The 22,159-nt window shown below is 73.6% G+C and carries 22 protein-coding genes; 9 read left to right on the forward strand and 13 right to left on the reverse strand.

Translation table 11 applies throughout. The annotated features are described in order from the left end of the window. Nucleotides 1-66 precede the first annotated feature (66 nt). On the reverse strand, nucleotides 67-315 hold the full coding sequence (locus ACSNN8_RS01125) for a hypothetical protein (protein ID WP_436646275.1): 249 nt from the start codon (nucleotides 313-315) through the stop codon (nucleotides 67-69). Continuing rightward, nucleotides 312-809 (reverse strand): hypothetical protein, encoded by a 498-nt coding sequence (locus ACSNN8_RS01130; protein ID WP_436646277.1) that lies wholly within the window; start codon nucleotides 807-809, stop codon nucleotides 312-314. The genes ACSNN8_RS01125 and ACSNN8_RS01130 overlap by 4 nt, the downstream gene beginning before the upstream one ends. A 247-nt stretch (nucleotides 810-1,056) precedes the next feature. Here ACSNN8_RS01130 and ACSNN8_RS01135 point away from each other — a divergent pair, with 247 nt between their 5' ends. Further along, a complete protein-coding gene (locus ACSNN8_RS01135) occupies nucleotides 1,057-1,590 on the forward strand; it encodes a hypothetical protein (RefSeq protein ID WP_436646278.1) in 534 nt (177 codons plus the stop codon). 62 nt (nucleotides 1,591-1,652) lie between these two features. On the opposite strand, the gene ACSNN8_RS01140 is transcribed toward ACSNN8_RS01135, so the two are convergent. From ACSNN8_RS01140 to ACSNN8_RS01160, 5 genes are all read right to left on the reverse strand, one after another. Beyond that, nucleotides 1,653-2,126 carry a GNAT family N-acetyltransferase gene (locus tag ACSNN8_RS01140; protein ID WP_436646280.1) on the reverse strand — a complete coding sequence of 158 codons (474 nt, stop codon included), beginning with the start codon at nucleotides 2,124-2,126 and terminating at the stop codon, nucleotides 1,653-1,655. Beyond that, complete coding sequence (locus tag ACSNN8_RS01145) at nucleotides 2,123-3,163, reverse strand: hypothetical protein (protein WP_436646281.1); 1,041 nt, start codon at nucleotides 3,161-3,163, stop codon at nucleotides 2,123-2,125. The genes ACSNN8_RS01140 and ACSNN8_RS01145 overlap by 4 nt, the downstream gene beginning before the upstream one ends. Further along, complete coding sequence (locus tag ACSNN8_RS01150; RefSeq protein WP_436646283.1) at nucleotides 3,153-3,902, reverse strand: sugar transferase; 750 nt, start codon at nucleotides 3,900-3,902, stop codon at nucleotides 3,153-3,155. Before ACSNN8_RS01150 ends, ACSNN8_RS01145 begins: the two co-directional genes overlap by 11 nt. Continuing rightward, nucleotides 3,899-5,155, reverse strand: a complete 1,257-nt coding sequence (locus tag ACSNN8_RS01155; RefSeq protein WP_436646285.1) for a nucleotide sugar dehydrogenase — start codon at nucleotides 5,153-5,155, stop codon at nucleotides 3,899-3,901. The genes ACSNN8_RS01150 and ACSNN8_RS01155 overlap by 4 nt, the downstream gene beginning before the upstream one ends. An 82-nt stretch (nucleotides 5,156-5,237) precedes the next feature. Further along, nucleotides 5,238-7,151, reverse strand: a complete 1,914-nt coding sequence (locus ACSNN8_RS01160; protein ID WP_436646287.1) for a polysaccharide biosynthesis protein — start codon at nucleotides 7,149-7,151, stop codon at nucleotides 5,238-5,240. A gap of 337 nt (nucleotides 7,152-7,488) precedes the next feature. On the opposite strand from ACSNN8_RS01160, the gene ACSNN8_RS01165 reads away from it, so the two are divergent. Then, complete coding sequence (locus tag ACSNN8_RS01165) at nucleotides 7,489-8,568, forward strand: glycosyltransferase (RefSeq protein ID WP_436646288.1); 1,080 nt, start codon at nucleotides 7,489-7,491, stop codon at nucleotides 8,566-8,568. Between the two features lie 85 nt (nucleotides 8,569-8,653). On the opposite strand, the gene ACSNN8_RS01170 is transcribed toward ACSNN8_RS01165, so the two are convergent. After that, complete coding sequence (locus ACSNN8_RS01170; RefSeq protein WP_436646290.1) at nucleotides 8,654-9,235, reverse strand: VanZ family protein; 582 nt, start codon at nucleotides 9,233-9,235, stop codon at nucleotides 8,654-8,656. A 19-nt stretch (nucleotides 9,236-9,254) separates the two neighbouring features. After that, on the reverse strand, nucleotides 9,255-9,845 hold the full coding sequence (locus tag ACSNN8_RS01175) for a response regulator transcription factor (RefSeq protein ID WP_436646291.1): 591 nt from the start codon (nucleotides 9,843-9,845) through the stop codon (nucleotides 9,255-9,257). A gap of 394 nt (nucleotides 9,846-10,239) precedes the next feature. On the opposite strand from ACSNN8_RS01175, the gene ACSNN8_RS01180 reads away from it, so the two are divergent. From ACSNN8_RS01180 to ACSNN8_RS01190, 3 genes are read left to right on the forward strand one after another with little or no spacing between them, the layout of a single operon-like run. Beyond that, nucleotides 10,240-10,749 (forward strand): SigE family RNA polymerase sigma factor, encoded by a 510-nt coding sequence (locus tag ACSNN8_RS01180; protein WP_436646293.1) that lies wholly within the window; start codon nucleotides 10,240-10,242, stop codon nucleotides 10,747-10,749. Continuing rightward, on the forward strand, nucleotides 10,746-12,131 hold the full coding sequence (locus ACSNN8_RS01185) for a hypothetical protein (RefSeq protein WP_436646294.1): 1,386 nt from the start codon (nucleotides 10,746-10,748) through the stop codon (nucleotides 12,129-12,131). The genes ACSNN8_RS01180 and ACSNN8_RS01185 overlap by 4 nt, the downstream gene beginning before the upstream one ends. Nucleotides 12,132-12,171: 40 nt before the next feature. Continuing rightward, the gene (locus ACSNN8_RS01190) at nucleotides 12,172-13,287 is read left to right on the forward strand and encodes a winged helix DNA-binding domain-containing protein (protein ID WP_436646295.1); all 1,116 of its coding nucleotides are present in this window, start codon (nucleotides 12,172-12,174) and stop codon (nucleotides 13,285-13,287) included. Here the strand turns inward: ACSNN8_RS01190 and ACSNN8_RS01195 are convergent. After that, the gene (locus ACSNN8_RS01195) at nucleotides 13,262-14,161 is read right to left on the reverse strand and encodes an SDR family oxidoreductase (protein WP_436646297.1); all 900 of its coding nucleotides are present in this window, start codon (nucleotides 14,159-14,161) and stop codon (nucleotides 13,262-13,264) included. The genes ACSNN8_RS01190 and ACSNN8_RS01195 overlap by 26 nt on opposite strands. Before the next feature lie 113 nt (nucleotides 14,162-14,274). On the opposite strand from ACSNN8_RS01195, the gene ACSNN8_RS01200 reads away from it, so the two are divergent. The 4 genes from ACSNN8_RS01200 to ACSNN8_RS01215 are packed head-to-tail and all read left to right on the forward strand — an operon-like array spanning nucleotide 14,275 to nucleotide 18,348. Then, on the forward strand, nucleotides 14,275-15,237 hold the full coding sequence (locus ACSNN8_RS01200; protein WP_436646299.1) for a nucleoside hydrolase: 963 nt from the start codon (nucleotides 14,275-14,277) through the stop codon (nucleotides 15,235-15,237). A gap of 35 nt (nucleotides 15,238-15,272) precedes the next feature. Next, the gene (locus ACSNN8_RS01205; RefSeq protein ID WP_436646300.1) at nucleotides 15,273-16,559 is read left to right on the forward strand and encodes a sugar ABC transporter substrate-binding protein; all 1,287 of its coding nucleotides are present in this window, start codon (nucleotides 15,273-15,275) and stop codon (nucleotides 16,557-16,559) included. A gap of 5 nt (nucleotides 16,560-16,564) precedes the next feature. Continuing rightward, nucleotides 16,565-17,455 carry a carbohydrate ABC transporter permease gene (locus ACSNN8_RS01210; RefSeq protein WP_436646301.1) on the forward strand — a complete coding sequence of 297 codons (891 nt, stop codon included), beginning with the start codon at nucleotides 16,565-16,567 and terminating at the stop codon, nucleotides 17,453-17,455. Then, nucleotides 17,455-18,348, forward strand: a complete 894-nt coding sequence (locus ACSNN8_RS01215; protein ID WP_436646303.1) for a carbohydrate ABC transporter permease — start codon at nucleotides 17,455-17,457, stop codon at nucleotides 18,346-18,348. Before ACSNN8_RS01210 ends, ACSNN8_RS01215 begins: the two co-directional genes overlap by 1 nt. Here the strand turns inward: ACSNN8_RS01215 and ACSNN8_RS01220 are convergent. Genes ACSNN8_RS01220 through ACSNN8_RS01230 form a run of 3 tightly spaced genes read right to left on the reverse strand, consistent with a single transcriptional unit; the run spans nucleotide 18,338 to nucleotide 21,977 of the window. After that, nucleotides 18,338-19,156: an inositol monophosphatase family protein gene (locus tag ACSNN8_RS01220; RefSeq protein ID WP_436646305.1), complete on the reverse strand. Its 819-nt coding sequence runs from the start codon at nucleotides 19,154-19,156 to the stop codon at nucleotides 18,338-18,340. The two genes, ACSNN8_RS01215 and ACSNN8_RS01220, sit on opposite strands and share 11 nt — an antisense overlap. After that, nucleotides 19,149-20,489, reverse strand: a complete 1,341-nt coding sequence (locus tag ACSNN8_RS01225) for a hypothetical protein (protein ID WP_436646306.1) — start codon at nucleotides 20,487-20,489, stop codon at nucleotides 19,149-19,151. Before ACSNN8_RS01225 ends, ACSNN8_RS01220 begins: the two co-directional genes overlap by 8 nt. 27 nt (nucleotides 20,490-20,516) lie before the next feature. Further along, nucleotides 20,517-21,977 carry a mannitol dehydrogenase family protein gene (locus tag ACSNN8_RS01230; protein WP_436646308.1) on the reverse strand — a complete coding sequence of 487 codons (1,461 nt, stop codon included), beginning with the start codon at nucleotides 21,975-21,977 and terminating at the stop codon, nucleotides 20,517-20,519. Between the last annotated feature and the right edge of the window lie 182 nt (nucleotides 21,978-22,159).

Here is a 22,159-nt window from a genome sequence, read left to right on the forward strand (position 1 = left end):
TGAGCGACGACATCGTTCGCGGCCCGGCCCGGCCCCGCCGACTGCCCAGGGGCCGGGTATCCGGGCTTACTCCGGCGTGCCGGTGTCCGTTTCGGCTTCGTTGCCGGTGCGCCGGGCAGGCGGGAGCAGCCGACTGAGTCTCGTCAGTTCCCGCTCGAGGCGGTCCAGACGCTCGCGGCGGCCGCCCGGCAAGGGATCGTCGGTGCCGGTCAGTTCGGCCATCAGGGCTTCCAGGTCGCGGAGGCGGCAGTCGGTCCGGAAGGCGTGCGCTTCCAGGCTGCGTGCGCGTGCCTCAAGGGTTTGATCGCTCCTCACGGGCGGGTGGTGGGCTGCTTCAGCCACTCGGCGTGCGCGGCGAGCACGTCGGCGGTGAGCCGGGCGGGCGGGTCGGGGTAGTGGTCCATCCACTGGTCGAGGTCGGCGCCCCAGCCGACCCGCAGACCGAACTCCTGCGCGGCGGCGGTCAACCGGCGGTAGTAGGCGTGCCGGCCGAGGGTGGACCGCTTCAGCTCGCGCAGCGCGGCGTCCAGGATGAACGCGTCGGCGTCGGGCAGCGAGTCGAGAAATGCCCCGAAGGTGTCGTCGACCTCGATCTCGACGTCGACCATCGCGCGGCCGTCCGCGTCGACCCAGCGCCGCGGCACGGGGGCGGACGGGTCGGGCGGCAGGGCGCGGACCGCGCTGGTGCCGGCCGTGGCCAGATCCGCCAGCAGCCGGTCGGCGTTCGCCCGGCCGGCCTCCGCCTCGGTCAGCTTGTCGCCGGCGGCGTCGGCCGCGGCGGACAGGTGTTTCAGAATCTCCGATGCCATGCGCCGGACCGTACGGACGGGGTCCGACAAGAACCCGCGACGGATCGGGACGCCCGGTGCGCAGCGCGGCAAATGCGGCGCACACTCCACCTGTTCGCCCGGTCAGTGCTCCACCGTTCGGTCACCCGGGAGTCGGCGATCGAGAGACGCAGCCCTGCGGGAAAGGCCGGCCCGTATCGGGGGGTGGGCGTCCGACTGTCGGGCGGCGTTCGGGCAGTGTGGTCCGGAAGGCGACGGAGGGGATGCGATGGCTTCGCGGGCGACGTCGATGTGGCGGACGACGGTGGGCGCCACCTATCGGATGTTCGGCGTCCACGATCCCACCTGCGCGGAATCCGATGCTGCTGTCGCGGTCGCCGCCGCGAGCCGTGAGGTGGTCGGCTGGGCACCCCATGCGGTGATGGTCGAGGTGGTGACCGACCTCGTGCCCATCGAGGTGCGGATCGACGTGCTGGGCGCGGCGCCGGCGGCGGACGACGACGCCGACCTGGTTCGGGACGGCGTACTCGCGACTCCCGGTGGAATGATCAGCCTCCCGGAGTCGGTGGACGAGACGGTGCGGCTCGGCGTCGAGCTTCCGGCGGGCCCGGGCACGTACGCCGTGCGGGTGTGCGGCTACGGCCGCGTCCGAGCCCGCCGGCTCTGGGACGAGGCGACCGGCGGTGACCTGGCCGAGTACGAGGAGATGGTGCGGGCGCTGGCCGGGACGGAGCGGTATCGCCTGCTCCTGTGGCACCTTTCGCCGGAGCCGCGGTGGACCGGCGACGACGAGGACGAGTAGCGGCTGCCCTCAACGCCGTCGAGCACCGTCACACCGTTGGGTAGACAGGCTTCGGGCTTCGCTCAGGCGGGGGCCTCGAGGGCGTACCAGTGGGCGCCCTCGGCGGTGTGGGTCCGGTGGAAGCCGGCCTTCTCGAGCACGCGGTGGGAGGCGGCGTTGCCGGTCAGCGGGTCGGCCGTGAGGGTGCGGACGCCGGGCTGGGTGAAGGCGTACCCGACAAGGGCGCGCAGCGCCTCGGTGGCGTAGCCGCGTTCGCGGGCGGCGGCCACCAGGCCGTAGCCGACCATGGCGGCGCCGTCGGGGTCGGGCGGGCCGTGGAAGCCGATCGTGCCGACGGCCAGGCCCGAGGCCTTCTCGACGATGACGTACGAGCCGAACACGGGGTCGGGGTGCCGCACGGTCATGGCGGCGGCGTCCTGGTCGTCCTCGCGGGGGAAGTCGTCCTGCCAGGAGCGGCCGGTGCGGTCGCCGGCCACGATGGCGGCGGCGGTGGCCGTGTCCAGGTCCTCGAGCAGGAGCCGCGCGGTCTCGATCATCCGATGAGGCTAGCGGGCCCTACGCGGGTGAAGGCGGCCAGCACCTCGGCGGCGCGGTGCACCTCGGCGGGGCCGCAGCGGTGGTCGATCGGCACGGTCAGGATGCGGGCGGCGAAGTCGGCGGCCTGCTCGTCGCCGCTCCACAGGGCACCCCGGTCCTGCCGCCAGTGCACGGGGGCGAAGATGCCGTTGCGGGCCAGGTGCCGCAGCAGGGCGTCGCGCGTGGGCTCGTCGGGGCTGAGCAGCTGCACCCGGAAGGGCGCGGCGCCCCGCACTTCGAGACCGAGCAAGGCCGACAGCGCGCGGGCGTTGCGGGTGGCGGCGGCGCGCAGACCGGTGATGTCGAGCAGCGGCAGGACGGCGGCGGTGAACGGGCTCGGCGGGGCGGCGCTGCCCAGCAGCGACTGCTCGCCGCGCTGTTGCAGGGAGCGGAACACGTCCTTGGGGACCGGGTGGCCGTCGAGCCAGGCGGCCTTGAGCAGCATGGCGGCCAGTTTCAGCGCGGCCCCCTCGGCGGGCGGGCCGGCCGGGGCGGGCAGGTCGAGGCCGCGGGGTGACCACAGCAGGCCGCCGTCGGGCACGGGCAGCGTCTTGCGGAGCGACGCCACGGCGTACGGTGCCGTGCTCGTCCGCGCCCAGGGGCCGAAGGGGTCGTGCGAGTGGTCCTCCACGACGGTCACGCCGGGGTGCGCGTCGATCCAGTCACGCCAGCCGAGGCCGTCCTCGCGGCCGAAGAGGTTCTGCGCGAGCACCACGTCGCCGGGCACGGCGTGCAGCGTCTCCCAGTGCGGGCCGCGGTCGTCGGGCAGGTGGCGGTACCAGGCCGGCGGCACGTCGCGGCCGAGCGCCTCCGCCACGCCCATGCAGAAGAACGACGGCACGTGCAGGCGTCCGGGCGGGGCGAGCCGGCGCAGCAGGACGCGCAGTGCCCCGCAGGCGGTGGCGAACAGCCGGCCCTGCGGCGGCAGCACGTCGGCTCGGGTCGTGCCCAGGAAGGCGGGGTCCCAATGGAACTCGGAGCCGATCTCAGGCCGCACGGCGGGTGTCCCCCGCGGTCGTCTCCGGCGCGGCGGAGGCGGCGCGGGAGAGGTTCACGGTGCCGCCGCCGGGCTCGGCGGAGACTGCGCGGGCGAGGTTCACGGTGTCGGCGTCCGGCCCGGTGGAGCCGGCGCGGGCGATGTTCATCGTGTCGACGTGCACCGGGGGCTCGCCGCGGCGCAGGTCGGCGACCGTACGCCAGAGGATGCGCAGATCCAGGACGGGCGACCGGTTGTCGACGTACCAGCGGTCGAGCACGAACCGCTGCGGCCAGTCGATGTCGTCGCGGCCGTTGACCTGCGCCCAGCCGGTGATGCCGGGCTTCACCTCCAGGCGCCGCGCGTCGAGCGGCGAGTAGTGCGCGACCTGCGGCAGCACGTCGGGGCGCGGGCCGACCAGCAGCATCTGCCCGGCCACCACGTTCACCAGCTGGGGCAGCTCGTCGAGGCTGGTGCGGCGCAGGAACCTGCCGCAGCGGGTGATCCGTGGGTCGTTCTCGACGAGCCCGTACGGGTCCCCGATGCCCAGCTGCGCGCTCAGCGCCACCGAGTCGTGCACCATCGAGCGGAACTTCAGCATGCGGAACGGCTTGCCGCGCAGCCCGGCCCGCTCCTGCACGAAAAGCACGCCGGGGCCGTCCGCGATGCGGATCCACGCCGCGAGCACGAGCAGGACCGGGGAGAGCACGAGCAGGGCGACGGCTGCGATCAGGCGCTGGACGAACGACCAGAGTTTCACAACGACTCCACGGTGGGTCCGGTCAGGCGGTGCCGGGTGTCGAGCACGTACGAGGCATGGGTGGTCACCAGGTCGAGGTCGAACACGTCGTGGTCGGCGAGCAGCACCACGGCGTCGGCCTCGGCCACCGACGCGGCGGTCAGCGCGACCCGCGCCACGCGCCGGTCGACCTGGGCGTCCTCGACCACGTGCGGGTCGGCGGCGCGCACGTCGGCGCCCATGTCGAGCAGCAGCGACGCGACCCGGCGGGCCGGCGACTCGCGGGCGTCGCCGCTGTTCTTCTTGTACGCGAGGCCGAGCAGCAGGATCGTCGAGCCGTTGACCGGCTTGCGGCGTTCGTTGAGCGCGGACACCAGCCGCCGGACGACGTAGTCGGGCATGTGGTTGTTGATGTCGTTGGCGAGCTCCACGAAGCGGAAGCTCTGCCCGAGCGTGCGCTGCACCCGCCAGGACAGGTACGACGGGTCGATCGGCAGGCAGTGCCCGCCTACGCCCGGGCCGGGCACGAAGCGCAGATAGCCGAACGGCTTGGACGACGCGGCGTCGATCGCCTCCCACACGTCGATGCCGAGGTCGTGGGCGAACACCGCGAGCTCGTTGACCAGCGCGATGTTCACGTGCCGGAACGTGTTCTCGAGCAGCTTGGCCAGCTCGGCCACCTTGGTGTCGCCGACCGGCACCGTCCGGTCGACCACCGAGCCGTAGAAGGCCTCGATCCGCTCGAGCGACGCGGGGTTGATGCCCGACACCACCTTGGGCGTCGTCTGCAGCGACCACTCGCGGTTGCCCGGGTCGATGCGCTCGGGGCTGTAGCCGAGGAAGAAGTCGTCGCCGGCGATCAGCCCCGAGCCCTCCTCGAGCAGCGGGGCCACCAGGTCGGTGGTGGTGCCGGGATAGGTGGTCGACTCGAGCGCCACGGTCGCGCCCGGGCGCAGATAGCGGGCGAGCGTGCGGGCCGACTCCTCGATGTACTTGAGATCGGGTGTGCCCTCGCGCAGCGGGGTGGGCACGGCGATGACCGCGACGTCGAAGCCGGCGCACGACCGCGGGTCCGCCGACGGGTGGAACGTGCCCGCGTCGAGCAGCTCGCGCAGCTCGGCCGAGGTCACGTCGTCCACGTACGACTCCCCGGCGGCCAGCCGTTTGATCCGTTCGTCGTCGACGTCGAAGCCGACGACCGTGTGGCCGACCCGGGCGGCGCGGACGGCCAGCGGCAGCCCGACGTATCCCTGACCGACGATGACGACCCGCATGACAAGCTCCTCGAGGCTGGAAGGGTCAGGCCGCGCGACTGCGGCGGGATGGGCGGGCCACGCGACCGCGGCGGCAAGGGGGTCAGGCGGCGCGGCTGCGGCTGGACGGATCGGCGGCGCGCGCCGGGCGGGCGACGGAGAGCGCGGGGCTCTCGGCGAGCCAGCGCATGACGGCGATGAGGTCGGCGCGGGGCGCGGCCGCGTCGAGCAGGGAGAGCGCCGAGCCGTCCAGCGGCGGCACGGGCACCTGCGAGATGAGCGGGTGGTTGGGGCGGTGGTCGGCCTCGTCCGGGCCGAACAGGCTCTCGTGCAGCTTCTCGCCGGGCCGCAGTCCGGTGTAGACGATCGACACGTGCCGCTCGGCGGCGTCGGCCAGGCGGCGCGCCACATCGGCGATCCGCACCGGCTCGCCCATGTCGAGCACGAGCACCTCCCCCGCGCTGTCGAGCGCGCCGGCCTGCACGACCAGCCGTACCGCCTCCTGCACGGTCATGAAGAAGCGCGAGACGTCGGGGTGGGTGACGGTGATCGGGCCGCCCGCCTCGACCTGGGCGGCGAACGCGGTGAGCACCGAGCCGCGGCTGCCGAGCACGTTGCCGAAGCGGACGCTGCAGAAGGTGCCCGGGCCGGCCTGGTCGGCGGCCGCGGTGAGCCGCTCGGTGATGCGCTTGGAGTAGCCCAGCACACTGCCGGGGTCGGCGGCCTTGTCGGTGGAGATGTTGACCAGCCGCTCGACGCCATGGCGCAGCGCGGTCTGCAGCACCTGGTAGGTGCCGAGGATGTTGGTCTTGAGCGCCTCTCCGGGGTGCATCTCGAGCAGCGGCAGGTGCTTGAGCGCCGCGGCGTGGAACACCACCTGCGGCCGGTGCTCGGTGAAGACCTCGTCGAGCCGCTGCTGGTCGCGGATGTCGGCGACCACCAGGTTGTGGTCGTCGAGCAGGCCGCGGCCGTCCATCGAGAGCTGCACGGCGTGCAGGCCGGACTCGTCGCGGTCGAGCATCACCAGCTCCGCCGGCGCGAACCGGGCGACCTGGCGGCACAGCTCCGAGCCGATCGACCCGCCGGCGCCCGTGACGAGCACGCGGCGGCCGGACAGGTAGCCGGCGATCGCCGCGAGGTCGATGCCGATCTCGCGGCGGCCGAGCAGGTCAGCGTGGGTGACCGGGCGGATGTCGTCGACCCCGACCGTGCGGCCGAACAGCTCGACCACCGGCGGCACGACCTTGACCTCGACGTCGCATGCGCGGGCCAGGTCGGTCAGCTCGCGCACCAGGTCGGCGCCCGCGCTCGGGATGGCGATCAGCACCACGTCGGCCTCGTAGCGGCTGACCACCTCGGGCAGCGCGTGCCGGGGGCCGGCCACCGGCACGCCCATGATCTGCAGGGTGCGCTTGGCGGGGTCGTCGTCGAGCAGGGCGACCGGGATGTACGGGCTGTCGGGGTTGCGCAGCATGGCGCGGACCACCTGGGTGGCGCCCTCCCCGGCGCCCACCACGACCACGCGGCTGCCGTGGTCCGGCGACGGGCGCAGCCGCTGGTCGCGGGTCAGCCGTACGGCATAGCGCACGCCCGCCGCGAGCACCAGCGCGATGAGGCCGGACGCGATGATGGCCGACCGCGGCACCAGCCGGCCGAACAGCGTGTCGAGGACGAACAGGATCGGGACGGTGACCGCCGCGGTCTTGGCCAGCGCCGCGATCTCCTCGAAGCAGCCGTACGCCCATCGGCCGGTGTAGAGGCCGGAGCGCAGGCCGGCGAGGGTGTGCACGAGGGCTCCGACGGCCGCGAGGGCCAGCACGCCGCCGACGTCGACGTGGTCGAGATGCCCGTCGTGGCGCAGCACGGTCGCGATCATCAGCGCGGCGGCGAGGGCGAGCGCGTCGACGCCGGCGCGGGCGGCCCGGCCGGCGACGATCGTGCCCGCCCAGCGCGTGCCGGGCCATCGACCCCCCGGTTCGTCGACGTCCTCCCGCGGCGCCGCACTCCGTACCTGCATGAATTCCTCCTCGCGCGCTGCGCCCTGCGGAAGTTCCTTCATCAGGCAAGGAAAAGGCGTCTCTGGAATGGTCTTGGAATGCCTTTACCGCCTGCGTGAACGAGAGTGCCAGGAAGGTACGGTTGAATACAGTGGCAATTGTCATGCGACGTGTGAGGATCGTTCACCTTTCGCATGACACCCGCGCTGGCCTGCGGCACCACGCCAATCGGAACGTGAGCGTCCCTCTTGTTGTGCATGACATATGCGACTGTTGATAAGGCCGCCACCTCTGCGAACGTCCATTAAACGGCCTACACAATCGCGTTGCCGACAATAGCGCGGCGGGGAGTGGAAAATGGCGGCTCGGGTGCTGCACGTCATCAGCGCCCCGGCCGGCGACAGCGCCGAGCACCAGCTGCGGCTGCTCCTCGGCCACCTGCCGCAGCACGGTGAGGTGGTCACGCTGTCGCCGCCCGGTCCGGTGCTGGGCGGCGTGCGCGCCGGCGGCGCCGTCGTGCACGAGCTGGTCAGCGCCCGCGACCTCGACCCGGGCGTGGTGAACCGGCTGCGCCGCCTGGTTCTGCGCGGCGGCTTCGACGTGGTGCACACCCACCTGTTCCGGGCGGGGCTGCAGGGCCGGCTCGCGGCCTGGCTGGCCGGCGTGCGCCACGTGATCACCACCGAGTACCACCTGGGTGACGACAGCCGGCAGGTGCTCGGCGCCCGCGCCTTCTACCGGGCCGGCGCCCACGGCCGGTTCACCGTGGCGGTGTCCGCGGCGATCGCCGGCCGCCTGCGCCGCCGGGGGGTGCCCGCCGAGCGGATGGCCGTCATTCCCAAGGCCCTGGACCCCGCGGAGTTCCGCTTCGACGCGGGGCTGCGCGCCGCCGCCCGGGCCCGGCTGCGCATCCCCGCGGGCACCCCGGTGATCGGCGGACTCGGCCGGCTCGAGCCGAGCAAACGGTTCGACGTGCTGATCCGCGCCGTGCGGGAGGTGCCCGGCGCGGTGCTGCTGCTGGTCGGCGACGGCTCGGCGCGCCACGCCCTGGAACGGCTCGCCACTATCGAGGGCGTCGCCGACCGGGTGCGGTTCGCCGGTGCCGTGCCGCACGCGCGCGAGATGCTGTGCGCCATGGACGTGTTCGCCTCCCCCGGCCGCGACACGTGCGGGCTGGTCGTGCTCGAGGCGCTCGCCGCGGGGCTGCCCGCGCTCTACGCCGGCTGCGCCGCGCTGGACGAGGTGCCCGTGGAGGGCGCGCGGCGGCTCACCCCGCACGACCCGGAGTCGCTGCCGCGCGGGCTGCGGGCCGAGGTGCTCTGCGTCGCCGAACGTTCCGGTGGCCGCCTCCCGGCGCGGTCGGCCGGCAAGCCGTACGACGCCGGCAGCATGGCCGCCTCCATCGGCGACCTCTACGACCGCGTCCGCGGCTCCTGACGGTCCGGCCGTGACGTCCTATCGGGTTCTGCTGGACCCGGCGGGCCACCCGTTCTGCCTCTGTTCGGAGTGATCCGGACGAGCGTCAGCGGGCGACTGCCCGGTCGGCAACGCCGGCCCGCGGGTTGACCGACCAGCGGGCCGCCGTGCGGGCCACGGCGGGCACCCGCAGCAGCCGCCGGAAGGCGAGCCACCCCAGCCAGGCTCCGAGCGTGTTGGCGATCAGGTCGTTCACGTCGGCCCACCGGTTGCCGTGCAGGAACAGCAGGAGCAGCAGCTGCGCCGACTCGATCGCGGCGCTGAGCAGGAAGCCGGTCAGCACGACCCGGCGGCGGCTGCGCACCCCGGCCACCAGGTGCAGCAGCGCGGCCAGCGGCACGGTCATCGCGATGTTGAGGATGAAGTCGCCGACCCGCATGCTGAGGATCGGGACCGGCAGGATGCGGAACAGCTCGGGCTCCCCCGTCGCCGGCCCCCACGCGAGGTGCAGCGGCAGGAACGTCGCGCCGAGCACCGCCACCGCGTACCACCCGGCGGCCCACGCCACGCCGAGCCGCCCGGGGGTGAGCGCGCCGCGGCGGTGCAGCACCAGCGCGGCGGCGACCATGAGCGCGACCCCGAGCGGAATCAGGATCGGCAGCGCGGGGACGGTGAGCTGACCGGACACCGGACCAACGGTACGTCCCTCAGCGCAGCCAGCCGTCCTTGCGGGCGATGCGGATCGCGTCGAGGCGGTTGCGCGCGCCGGTCTTGGTGATGACCGCGGAAAGGTAGTTGCGGACCGTGCCGCCCGACAGGAACAGCCGCCGGGCGATCTCCTTCACCGGCTCCCCCTCGGCCGCCAGCCCGAGCACCTCGAGCTCGCGGGTGGTCAGTCCCTTGTCGGTGAGCAGCGTGGCGGTCTGCAGCCGCGGCGACACCACCCGCTCGCCGCCCGCGAGCCGGCGCACCGAGTCGGCGAGCAGCGCGGCCGAGGCGTCCTTGGGCAGGAAATTGAGCGGGCCGGAGCGGTGCCGCGGGGGCAGCATGCCGCGCTTGCTCGGGTCGCAGAGCAGCAGCAGCGCGCAGGAGGGGTTGGCCGCGCGCACGGCGTTGGCAACCGGCAGCACCTGGCTCACCATGTACTCCGTGTCGATCACGATCACGTCCGGCCACATCTCGGTGGCGACCTGCGGCAGGTCGTTGCCGAACGGCAGCGTGCCGATGAAATGCATGTCGGGGTTGGTCTCGAGCAGGGCACGGACCGGGACGCCGAAGTATCCCTCGTCTCTGGCCACCGCAACGCGTATCACCACATCACCTCGCCGATGGACGCCAGCACCCGTGCCCGGATCACCGATCCGGCAGGCACCCCGGAAAGCTCTTTCCTGTGTACTCCTGCTTGTCGATCCGCCCCGCCACGCTCCGCGGCCGGTCCGGCACCGTGAAGGATGTCGAAACGACCAGGTCAGAGCGCGCACTTCGCGCCGGGACCCCATCCCCCGGCGCCTCCTCACCGTAACCTTTCCGTCACAGCGCGGGTACCGGCCTGGCCGATCAAACGACCCAAGTGCACCGGATCTTCTGATCGGGCTGCCGGAAACAGCTGAGACATCGCATCGAAACAGGATTGCCACCGTCCACCGCGGACGGACAGGCAACCTTTCGGGCGCCCGCGAGCGTTGACCTCTCATGCCCACACACGCACCGGCGGACGACGGCTTCCGCGCCTTCGTCGAGCAGCAGTGGGGGCCGCTCGTGCGGCTCGCCTACCTGCTCACCGGCGACCGCGGCCACGCCGAGGACCTGGTCCAGGCCGCCCTCGAGAAGACCCACCGCCGATGGTCCCGCGTCGCGGCCATGGAGGCGCCGGTCGCCTACGTCCGCCGGGCGATGGTCAACACCGCGACCTCGTGGCGCCGGCGGCGCCGGGTCAGCGAGGTGCCGCTGCTGACATCCGACAGTCCGGCGCCCGACCCGTACGGACCGGTCGAGCACCGACGGCAGGTGGTCGCCGCGCTGCGCACGCTGCCGCCGCGGATGCGCGCGGTGCTGGTGCTGCGCTACTTCGCCGACCTGAGCGAGCCGGAGGTCGCCGAGGCGCTCGGCTGCTCGGTCGGCACCGTCAAGAGCCAGGCGTCGCGCGGCCTCGAGCGGCTGCGGGCGCACCTGACCGCCGTACCGGAAAGGACGCGGGCATGAACACCGAGCACGTGCTGAAGGATGCGCTCGCGGCCGAGGCGGAGCTGGTGGACGTGCCGGAGGACCCGTGGTCCGGCTTCCGGCGCCGCGAGCGCCACCACCGGGTCAAGCGGCGCTCGGGGATGGCCGCCGTGGCGCTGGCGCTGGCCGCCGCGGGCGGGGTGCAGGGCGGCTTGGTGCCGCTTCCCGGCTGGGCGCCCGGCATCGCGGTGGCCGGCTTCAACCCGGTGCTGGCCGAGGGCGCCACCCGCGGGTCGCTCGCCGGCGACGAGGCGTTCCTCGAGGGCGTACGGGCGCGGATCCAGGACGTCGAGGACCCGGGAGAGACGTGGCGGGTCGCCGACCGCGGCGCGATCAGGTTCGTGTACGCGGCGGACGTCGGCGACCAGCGCCTGGTGCTCGCGCTCGTGCCGCTGCGGTACGGCTTCCTCCAGGACAGGGCGCTGATCTGGTACGTCGGCGACGCCGGCGCCCCGCCCGCCGCCCTGGTGGAGAGCGGCCGGGTCGACGGCGGCGAAACCGTGGTCACGTACGCGGTGGCGCGGTCGGACGGCCCCGGCGTCCTCGTGGTCGTCGCGCCCACCGGGTCCGAGGTCGCGGTCAGCACCGGCTTCCGCTACACCCCCGAGGGGAGCGTGGAGCACGAGCCCGCCACGGTGGAACCCGGCGACGGGCTCGCCGAGCGGACCCTGCCGCCCGTGCCGCTGTCGCCCGAGATGACGATCACCGTCACCGCCGGGCCCGACACGCTCTACCGGGGCGGCGCGGGCTTCGGCTGGTCGGGCAGCTCGGGCGGCGACCCGCAGGAGGCGAGCGAGGCGACCGTCGCCGCGGCCCTGGGCGCCCGCACGTTCGACCGGGCCACGTTGCGGCAGTGGGTCTCCGGCGCGATCCGGGACGCCCGGCTGTCCGCCGCGGGCACGAAGGTGGCGGTGCGCTGGACCGGCGTGGTCGACGGGCAGCCCGCGGCGCTGTTCACCCTCCGGCCCCGCGGTGGCGGCGTGCTGGCGTACGCCTACCACGGCACCGCCGACTCGTACCGCCAGGACCTGCGGCTGCTGCTGCCGGTCAGGGGCGCGGACACGCGACCGATCGCGTGGCGGCTGCGCGCCGAGGGCCGCGACGACCGCACCGACCAGGTGGTGGTCACCGGCCCGGCGGGCGCGGCTCGGCTGACGCTGCAGGTCGGCGAGGCCGCGCCGACGTCCGTGGCGGTGGACGAGAGCGGGGCCGCGACGACGTCGGTGCCGCCGTTCGCCCCGGCGCTCGTCACGGCGTACGGCGCGGACGGGTCGGTCCTCGGCTCCACGCCCGTGCCGCCGTTCGAGACCGACAGCGGCGGCCTGCCCGGCGACGGCCCGGAGACCCGGGTCGGGGGCTGAGCGGCCGGGAACTGACCGCAATGCGCCCTAGCGTCGGGGCATGACCCGGACCCTGACGCGGCGGCACCTCAACCGCGCCACGCTGGAGCGGCAACTGCTGCTCCGGCGGGCGGCGCTGGACACCCCGCAGGCCCTCACCCGGCTGGCCGGCCTGCAGGCGCAGGAGGCGCAGAGCTGGTACGTCGGCCTGTGGAGCCGGCTCGCGGACTACCGGCCCGAGGAGACCTCGCGGCTGCTCGGCGACTCCTCGATCGTGCGGCTCGGGCTGATGCGCAACACGATCCACCTGGTCACCGCGGCGGACGCGCAATGGCTGCGGCCGCTGCTCGACCCGGTGATCGAGCGCAGCACGATGGGCGTGTTCCGGCGCGGCGTGACCGGCGTCGCGCGGGCCGAGCTGGTCGCCGCCGCCCGCGACGCGCTGGCCGGGCGGCCGATGCAGTTCGCCGAGCTGGGCCGCGCCCTGCAGCAGCACTTCCCCGGGCGTGATTCGACCGCGCTGGGCTACGTCGCCCGCGCGTGGCTGCCGCTCGCCCAGATCCCGCCGCGCGGCCAGTGGGGGCGCCGGGGGCGGGCGCTGCACATGCCGCTCGACGAGTGGCTGCGCGATCCACCGCCGGCCGGCGAGTCCACACCCGACCGGCTGCTGCTGCGCTACCTGGCCGCGTTCGGCCCGGGCACGGTGGCCGACTGCCGCCAGTGGTCGGGGCTGACCGGGCTGGGCGAGGTCGCCGAGCGCCTCCGGCCGCGGCTGGTCACCTTTCGCGACAAGCGCGGCCGGGAGCTGTTCGACCTGCCCGACGCGCCCCGGCCCGACCCGGGCACCCCCGCGCCGGTCCGTTTCCTGTACGACTTCGACAACCTGCTGCTGTCCCACGACGACCGCACCCGGGTGGTCGACGTCGACTACACCGCCCAGGGCTTCGGCCACGACCTCCCCGAGCAGCCCCGTTCGCTGCTGGTCGACGGCTTCGTCGCCGCCACGTGGAAGCCGGTGATCGACAAGCAGCGGGCGGTGCTCACCATCCGCCCGTTCCGCCCGCTGACCTCCGCCGAGCGCGCCGACGTCGAGGCCGAGGGCGCGGCCCTGCTCGCCTTCCTGGCGCCGGGCCGCGCCCACGACCTGGTGCTCACGACAGCGGCTGGCCGCCGGTGACGCCGAGCACCTCGCCGGTCACGTAGCTCGACTCCTGCGAGGCGAAGAAGACGTACGCGGGCGCCAGCTCGGCCGGCTGCCCGGCGCGGCCCATCGGGGTCTGCTCGCCGAACGACTCGACCTTCTCCGCCGGCATGGTCGCCGGGATCAGCGGCGTCCAGATCGGACCGGGGGCGACCGCGTTGACCCGGATGCCCTTCTGCGCCAGGCTCGCGCCGAGCGCCTTGGTGAACGCGACGATGCCCGCCTTGGTGGTGGCGTAGTCCATCAGCTCCGGCGAGGACTGGTAGGCCTGGATCGACGCGGTGTTGATGATGGTCGAGCCGGGGCCCATGTGCTTGACGGCGGCCTTGCTCAGCCAGAACATCGCGTACAGGTTGGTCTTGAGGACCCGGTCGAACTGCTCGGTGGTGATGTCCTGGATGCCGCCGGGCTGGGCCATCTGGTAGGCCGCGTTGTTCACCAGGATGTCGAGGCCGCCCAGGTCGCTGACCGCGCGCTCGACGATGCTCGTGCAGTGCTGCTCGTCGCGGATGTCGCCGGGCACGGTGACCGCCTTGCGACCGGCCTTCTCGATGAGCTGGGCGGTGTCGCGGGCGTCGTCCTCCTCCTCCGGCAGGTACGCGATGAGCACGTCCGCGCCCTCGCGGGCGAACGCGATGGCGACCGCCCGGCCGATGCCGGAGTCGCCGCCGGTGATGACCGCCCGCTTGCCGGTCAGCCGGCCGCTGCCGCGGTAGCTGTCCTCGCCGTGGTCGGGCTGGTCGTCCATCTGTCCCGTCGTGCCCGGGTGCGGGATCTCGCTGCTCTGCTGCTCGTCGGTCTGCGGGAACTGGTCCTGCGGGTTCTGCTTGCCGTACTGGTCCTCGGGCACGGTTCTGCCTCTCTGCTGCCGCGGGTCGCTGACCGGGGCCGGGTACCCAACGGATCGGCAGTGATGTCGGCGGATCCGTTGTTTGCGCCGCCGAGCCCCGGGAAGGCAGCCCGATGCCTGTGCGCCGGATCATCCTGGACACGGACGTCGCCATGGGCGCGCCCGGGTCCGACATCGACGACGGCTTCGCCCTGGCGTTGTGCGTCGACCTGGCCGACCAGACGCTGGAGCTGGTGACCACGGTCAACGGCAACATCGACGTCGAGACCTCGACCCTGCTGGCCCTGCACCTGCTGGAGCGGCTGGGCAAGACGGAGATCCCGGTGGTCAAGGGCGCCCGCACCCCGCTGCGGCGGCCGCTGCACGACCATCCCGCCCGCGACCGGGTGGCCGACGTGCGGGAGAGCCTGGCCGGGCGCAAGCCCGCGCCGGGACGCGCGGCCACCGCCATCGTGGACCACGTGCTCGCCAACCCGGGCGAGATCACGATCGTGGCGATCGGCCCGCTGACGAACGTGGCGATCGCCCTGTCGCTGGAGCCCGAGCTGGCCACGGCGGTCAAGGAGATCGTCATCATGGGCGGCGCGTTCATGCGCACGACCAGCCAGCTGTCCATGCCGGGCGAGTTCAACATCTGGATCGACCCGGAGGCCGCGGCCATCGTGCTCAACAGCGGAGCGCCGCTGCGGTTCATCGGGCTGGACGTCACCATGCAGGTGGAGCTCGACCGGGCCGACGCCGACCGGCTCATCGCCACCGGGCGTCCCTTCGCGACGTACGCCGGGCAGTGCGCGCACGCCTGGATCGACTACCTGCGGGAGGCGTACCCGGGCAAGGAGTTCCTGACCGCCTCCATGCACGACCCGCTCGCCGTGGCCGTGGTGAGCCGTCCGCACCTGGTGACGTGGCGCCCGGCGCGGGTGGAGGTCGAGGTCACCAGCGACATCACCCGTGGCGTGACCGTGGCCGACCTGCTCGCCTCGCGCCACCCTCCCGAGCCCAACTGCCTGGTGGCCACCGAGGTCGACAGCGCCGCCTTCATCGAGTACTTCCTCAACCATGTCTACTCCCTCTGACCTGCGCGTCGACCCGGCGCGGAAGGGACAACACCATGCCTCGACCCAGATTTCTCGCCGCGGGCGCGCTCGCGCTGGTGGTGCTGGCGGCCGCCGGTTGCGGCGGCGACGACGACTCGGGCGGCGCCTCCGGCGGCAACGTCACGCTGACGTTCGTCAACGCGCAGGACCCCGGCACCTTCGACAAGGTCATCGCGGACTTCGAGAAGGCCAACCCGACCATCAAGGTCAAGCAGCAGGTCGTCCCGTTCGACGACCTCAACTCCACGGTGCAGTCCCGGCTCGGCGCCCGTGACGCCGACATCGACCTGTACGACGTGGACGAGCCGCGGCTGGCGGCGTTCGCCTCGCGCGGTTTCCTGGAGCCGCTCGACGACCTCAAGGCCCAGGCCGAGGGCAAGATCGACCCCAACGCCCTGAAGATCACGACCTTCGACGGCAAGCAGTACGCGATGCCGCGGTGGACCTCGACCCAGCTGCTCTACTACAACAAGGCGCTGCTGTCCAAGGCCGGCGTCAAGGCGCCCAGCAGCGACCCCGCCGCCCCGATCACCTGGGAGCAGGTGACCGCCGACGGCAAGAAGGCACAGTCCTCGGGCGCCAAGAACGGGCTGATCTTCGACCAGGTCGACCGCTACTACCAGCTGCAGCCGCTCGCGGAGTCGCTCGGCGGCGGTCCCGGCCTGACCGGCGACAAGATGATCCAGCCGGACGTGACCAACCCGGGCTGGACCGCGGCCTTCACCTGGTACCACGACATTTTCGCCAACGGCGTGGCGCCCCGGGGCATCGACCCGGAGCAGACCCCCGGCCTGTTCGGCACCGGCGCCACCGCGTTCTTCGCCGGCGGCCCGTGGAACGCCGCCGCCTTCGACAAGGAGAAGGGCGTCGACTACGGCGTCGCGCCGTTCCCCAAGTTCGCGCAGGGCAAGCCGGCCACCTCGACCGACTCGTGGTCGACCGGCGTCAGCCCGTTCTCGGACAGCAAGGACGCGGCGAAGAAGTTCCTCAGCTACATGACGATCGACGCGGCCGGCGCCACGGCGACGACCAGCAACAACATCCCGGTCCAGAAGGACGCCTTCCAGACGTACCTCAAGACCCTGGGCGCCAAGGGCGCGCGCTACCAGCAGATCGCGGACATCATCGAGCACTCGCTCGCGAACACCGCGGTGTCCCGGCCGATCACGACCGGGTTCGTCGACTTCGAGTCGGTGATGAACAAGGCGTTCGCCGACATCCGCAACGGCACCGACGCGACGACCCGGCTCACCCAGGCCGGCGAGGAGCTCACCCGGGCCCTGGCCAAGTACGACAAGTAGGACTCGTGACCACCCCCACGACGACCCGCCGGCGCCGGCTCGGCGATCTGCCGATCGCGCTGACGTTCCTGCTGCCGGCCCTGCTGGCCGCGGTGCTGCTGCGGCTCTGGCCCACCGTGCGAGCGGTGTGGGACAGCCTGCGCAGCACCGCGCTCGGCGTCGAGCCCACGCACTGGGTGGGCGCCGAGCAGTTCCGCGCGCTGCTCGACGACCCCGCCTTCGTCAACTCGCTGAAGATCACCCTGCTGTTCGGCATCATCGTCAACCCGCTGCAGATCGCGGTGGCGCTCGCGCTCGCCGTGATCTTCAACGAGCGGATCCGCGGCGTCGGGCTGATGCGCACGCTGGTGTTCCTGCCCGTCGCCATCCCGCAGAGCGTGTCGGCGGTGATCTGGGCCGTCGCGTTCCGCCCGGACGGGCCGCTCAACGGCGTGCTGGCCCGGCTGGGCATCGCGCCGCAGGGCTTCCTCACCTCGCCCGGCCAGGCGCTGGCCTCGATCATCGTGGTCGTCTCCTGGATCGGCGTGGGCTATTGGATGATGTTCCTGGTCGCCGGCCTCAAGGAGATCGACCCCACCCTGTACGAGGCGGCGGCGCTCGACGGCGCCGGCCGGTGGGCCCGGTTCCGCCACGTGACGGTCCCGCAGCTGCGCCGGCAGATCGCCTTCGTACTGGTGGCCGACACCATCTCCAACCTGCTGGTGTTCGCGCCGGTGCACATCCTGACCGGCGGCGGGCCGAACGGGCGCACCAACCTGATCATGAACGACGTGTTCGAGCGGGCCTACGTGCGGGCGGACGCGGGCGCCGCGGCCGCCGGCACGGTGATCGTCGCGCTGATCGCGCTGGTCATCGTCCTGTTGCAGTTCCGGCTGCTGTCGAAAGGAAGTGACTAGTGTCCACCCAGACGCGTCAGCGGCCGGCCACCGCCGGGCCACCCGCGCCGCCCGCGCCGCGCCGCAAGCCGTCCCGCCGGATCGGCACGGTGCTGCTCGGCTCGGTCATCGCCGTGCTGTTCGTCCTTCCGCTGTGGTGGGCCGCGGTCAGCGCGCTGCGGCCGCAGCGGGAGACGTTCGCGACCATCTCGCCGGTGTCGCTGTGGACGTTGCTGCCCCGCAGCCTCGACCTCGGCAACTTCGCCCGGCTGTTCGACGCCGAGTTCGGCCGCGCGCTGCTCAACTCGACGATCGTCACGGTGCTGACGCTCGTCGCCGGCCTGGCCATCTGCGCGACCGCCGCGTTCGCGCTGGCCGTCCTGCAGTTCCCGGGGCGCGGGGTCATCTTCGCCGTGATGGTGGTGTCGTTCCTCATCCCGTTCGACGCGATCGCCATCCCCCTGATGTCGATCTTCCGCGACGCGCGGCTGGAGAACACGTACCTGGCCCTGGTCCTGCCCGGCGTAGGTAACGGGTTCGCGGTGTTCCTGCTCCGCGGCTTCTTCCAGGGCGTGCCGTACGACCTGGCGGAGGCGGCACGGGTCGAGGGGCTCGGCTGGTGGGGGGTCTTCTGGCGGATCTACCTGCCGTTGTCGCGGCCCGCGCTGATCGGGGCCGGGCTGATCCTGTTCGTGTTCCAGTGGCAGGCCTACCTGTGGCCGCTGCTGATCGCGCCGGATCCGAACATGACGGTCGCGCCCGTGGCGATCGCCCAGTTCGCGGGTCAGCAGGGGGTGGACTTCGGGGCCATCTTCGCCGGAACCGTGCTGACCGCCCTCGTGCCGCTGCTGATCCTGCTGTTCTTCCAGCGGTACTTCACGCAGTCGGTGTCGTCCTCGGGCGTCAAGGGCTGACCAGATAGGCGCCGGCCACCAGGCCGCGCAGCGGTTCGAACAGCGGCTCCGGAGCCGCGAGCACGTCCCCGCTGCGCGGCCAGGTGCCCCCGGACCGGCCGCTCAGGTCGCCGACCACTCCCCCGGCCTCCAGCACCAGCAGCACGCCGGCCGCGCAGTCCCAGGGCTGCAGGCCCGGCAGCCACGCCGCGTCCGCCCGGCCCGTGGCCACCCGCGCGAGCGCGGCCGCCGCACTCCCGCCGCGGCGCAGGTCGCGCACCCGCGGCGCCAGCGCGGCGACCATGTCGCCCGCCTGCAGGCGCTGCTCGGGACGGCCCAGGTTCACCTCGACGAGCGTCCGCGACAGATCGTCGTGGGCGGGCATCCGGGCACGGGCCCCGGCGCTGCGCGTGCCGCCGCGAAGCCGCGCCTCGGTGATCCGGTCGAGCATCGGCTCGGCCACCACCCCGGCCAGCAGCCGGCCGCCGGACGCCTCGCAGGCGGCGACGCTGACCGACCAGTCCGACCGGCCGTACAGATAGCTCGTGGTGCCGTCGATCGGATCGACCAGCCACCGGACGTCCGAGCGGCCGGCGGCCGCGCCCTGCTCCTCGCCGAGCACCGCGTCGTCGGGCCGCAACTGCGCCAGCACCTCGCGGATGGCGCCCTCCGCGTCGCGGTCGGCCTGGCTCACGAGGTCCGCCGGTCCGGCCTTCTCCTCGACCAGCAGCCGGTCCGCTCGGGCCCGCCAGCCGAGGGCCACCCGGGCGCCGGCCTGCGCCGCCCGCACGGCGACGCCGAGCAGGTCGTCGAGCTCGGTGTCACGCACGGGCCGACCCGCGCCCGTGCAGCAGGGTCCAGGTCTCGCGGCCCAGCGTGGCGCGCGCGATCGGCGCCAGCGCGGCGCCCAGCCGGGAGCGCAGGCGGTCGCCGAGGGCTCCCATCGTCTGCAGGCAGCCCGCGACGCACCGCACGTACGCGGCCGTCACCACCACCCACGGCAGCGCTGCGACCAGCGGCGCCGGCGTCTGCCGCCACAGGACGCCGGCCAGGACGACCGCGCCGGCCGCCACGACGGCGAGACGGGCACGCCCGGCCGCGACGACCCCGAGCGTCGCGAGCCCGCCGGTCACCGCGATCACCGCGGCCTCGGTAACGGACGTGTCCCCGGTCAGCAGGCGGCCGGTGACCGCGGCCGCCGCGCCGGCGACGACGGCCGCCAGGTTCCACGGGGCCGTCAGCGCGGTGCGTCCGCGCAGGGCGCTCCAGCCCGTGGCCGGCCCGTCCGCCGGCCCGCTGAGGTGCCGGGCGTCCGCCCGCGCGGGCATCCAGCGGACCAGTGCCAGCAGGTGCTCGCGGGCGTGCCCGGCCTCGCACGACCAGCCGAGCCGGCCGTCGCGCAGCCGGGCGAACGCGGTCGCCTCGATCGCCCACCGGCTCGTCACGAACGCGACGCCGTACGCCCAGAGCGTCACACCGGCCGCCACCCCCGCCATCGGATGACGGGAGAGGGCGACCACCAGCGCCAGACCGGTCAGGCCGCGGACGACGTAACCGGCGCCCACGACGATCCAGAGCAGGACCAGGGCCGGCCGCACCGGCGCGGGCACCTCGCCGGATCGGCCCGTGGCCGCGGCGCGCAGGGCCTCGTACGCGACGGCCACCCCGAAGACGCCCAGCACCAGCCACACCACGAAAGCGCCCAGGTGCAGCCCCGGCAGCAGCAGCGCCAGCGCCGCGGCCAGCAGCAGCCGCGCGACGGCGACGGCGACGCTCGCGGCGACGTGCTCGCGCGCCCGGCCGAGCGGCCCGGGCAGGCGGCCGCGGTCGGCCTCGGCGGGATGGCGCTGGTCGGCGGCGAAGCCCCGGATGTCGTTCCACTGGTAGCGCGCCGGATAGACCAGCAGCTCCAGCACCACCAGCACCACGGCGGCGCGCAGGACCGTCGACGCCGGCACCCCGCCCGCGGCGAGCGCCGCCAGCGCGAAGGTCAGCGGCATCAGCACCGCCTTGAACAGATCCTTCGGCCGGGGCATGAGCAGATAGCCGAGCAGGCTGCGGGAGGAACGTGCCGGCGGGGCCGCCGAGGGCTCGGCCGGTGGGCCGGCAGGCATCCGCGCGGTGTCCGTCCGGGTCGCCACGGCGGGCGCTGTGGTGGTCATGGCGCAGCCTTCCCACCGGCCGGGCCGTCAAACAAGCAGCTCGGTCGCCAGGTAGTCGCAGATGGTGGCGGCGGGGCCGTACATCTCGAGGTCGTGCAGCGCGCACTCGAGCATGGCGGCGAACGCGGGATCGTCGGCCAGCGGGCCGAACAGGCGGCGCTCCGCCAACAGCGGTCGCGGGTCGTTGCCACCGGCCCGGGCCCGGGCCTGCAGGACGTCCGCGAGGCGGTCGCGCACCTCGATCGGGGCGCCGTTGAGGTCGTACCCGCGCAGGTAGCAGAACCAGGCGGCGACCGCGAGGCTGAGCAGCAGCGCGGGCCGGTCGTCGCGGCGGGCGTGCGCCAGCGTGGGCAGCAGGTAGGCGGGCATCTTGGTGGAGCCCCGCCCGCACAGCCGGGCCAGCTGGTCGCTGATCATCGGGTTGGCGAAGCGCCTCAGCACGGTGCGCTGGTAGGCGTCCAGGTCGATGCCGGGCACCTCGGGCAGTAGCGGCGCGATCTCCTCGCGCATCAGCACGGCGAGGTAGTCGGCGATGACGGGGTTGGCCATGGCCTCGCTGCTGGTGCCGTACTCGCCGGTCAGCGCGCCGAGGTAGCCCAGCGCGCTGTGGCCGGCGTTGAGCAACCGCGTCTTCATCAGCTTGTACGGCGTCACGTCGGGCACGAACTGCACGCCCACCCGTTCCAGCGGGGGCCGGCCGGCGCGGAAGTCGTCCTCCACCACCCACTGGCGGAACGGCTCGGCCACGACCGGGCAGCGGTCGGCCACCCCGAAACGGCCGGCGACCAGGTCGCGGGCGGCGCCGTCGGTGGCCGGGGTGATGCGGTCGACCATGCCGGCCGGGAAGGAGACGTGCGCCTCGATCCACGCCGCCAGCGACCGGTCGCGCAGCCCGGCGAGGCCGAGCACGGTGGCGCGGGCGGCCGCGCCGTTGTCCGGCAGGTTGTCGCACGAGAGCACGGTGAGCCCGGGCGCGTCGCGGCGGCGGCGCCGGTCCAGCGCCTCGACCAGATAGCCCGCGGCTGTCGTGGGCGTCGCCGGGTGCGCGAGGTCCGCGAGGACGGCGGGGTGGTCGCTGCGGTGGTAGCCGTCGCCGGTGATCGTGAGCGTGACGATCCGGACCCGCGGGTCGGCCAGGATGCGCAGCACGGCCTCCGGGTCGTCCGGCGCGTACCGATAGCCGACCATGGACCCGACGACGCGTGCGGTGTCGCCGTGCTCGTCGCGCTCGACCACGGTGAACAGGCAGTCCTGCGGCAGCAGCGCGTCGCGCATCCGTGCCGAGCGCAGGCCGACGCCGACCACGCCCCATCCGGTGTCGCCCGTGCGGGCCAGGTCGTCGAGGTAGACGGCCTGGTGCGCCCGGTGGAAGCCGCCGACTCCCAGGTGGACCACGGCGGGGGTGAGCGCGGTCCGGTCGTAGGCGGGAACGTCGAGCCGGTCGGCGAGGGAGGCGACGGTCCGGTTGGTGAGGGGTATGGAGTGCACGGCTGGGCCCTTCGACTCCCGCGCACGGCGGCATCGCCCGGTGGTGACCGGGCATCCGGTGATCGTCGGCCGCCGAGCGCGGTCAGATGGAAGGCAGTCGGGTTGGGACTGCGCCGCGATCGGGCCGCGCTGCGGCCGCCGAGAGCGGTCTCGACGCTTGCCCAGCGAATCCGCGCTCAAAC

Source organism: Actinoplanes sp. URMC 104 (genome assembly GCF_051386375.1).
Taxonomy (GTDB): Bacteria; Actinomycetota; Actinomycetes; order Mycobacteriales; family Micromonosporaceae; genus Actinoplanes.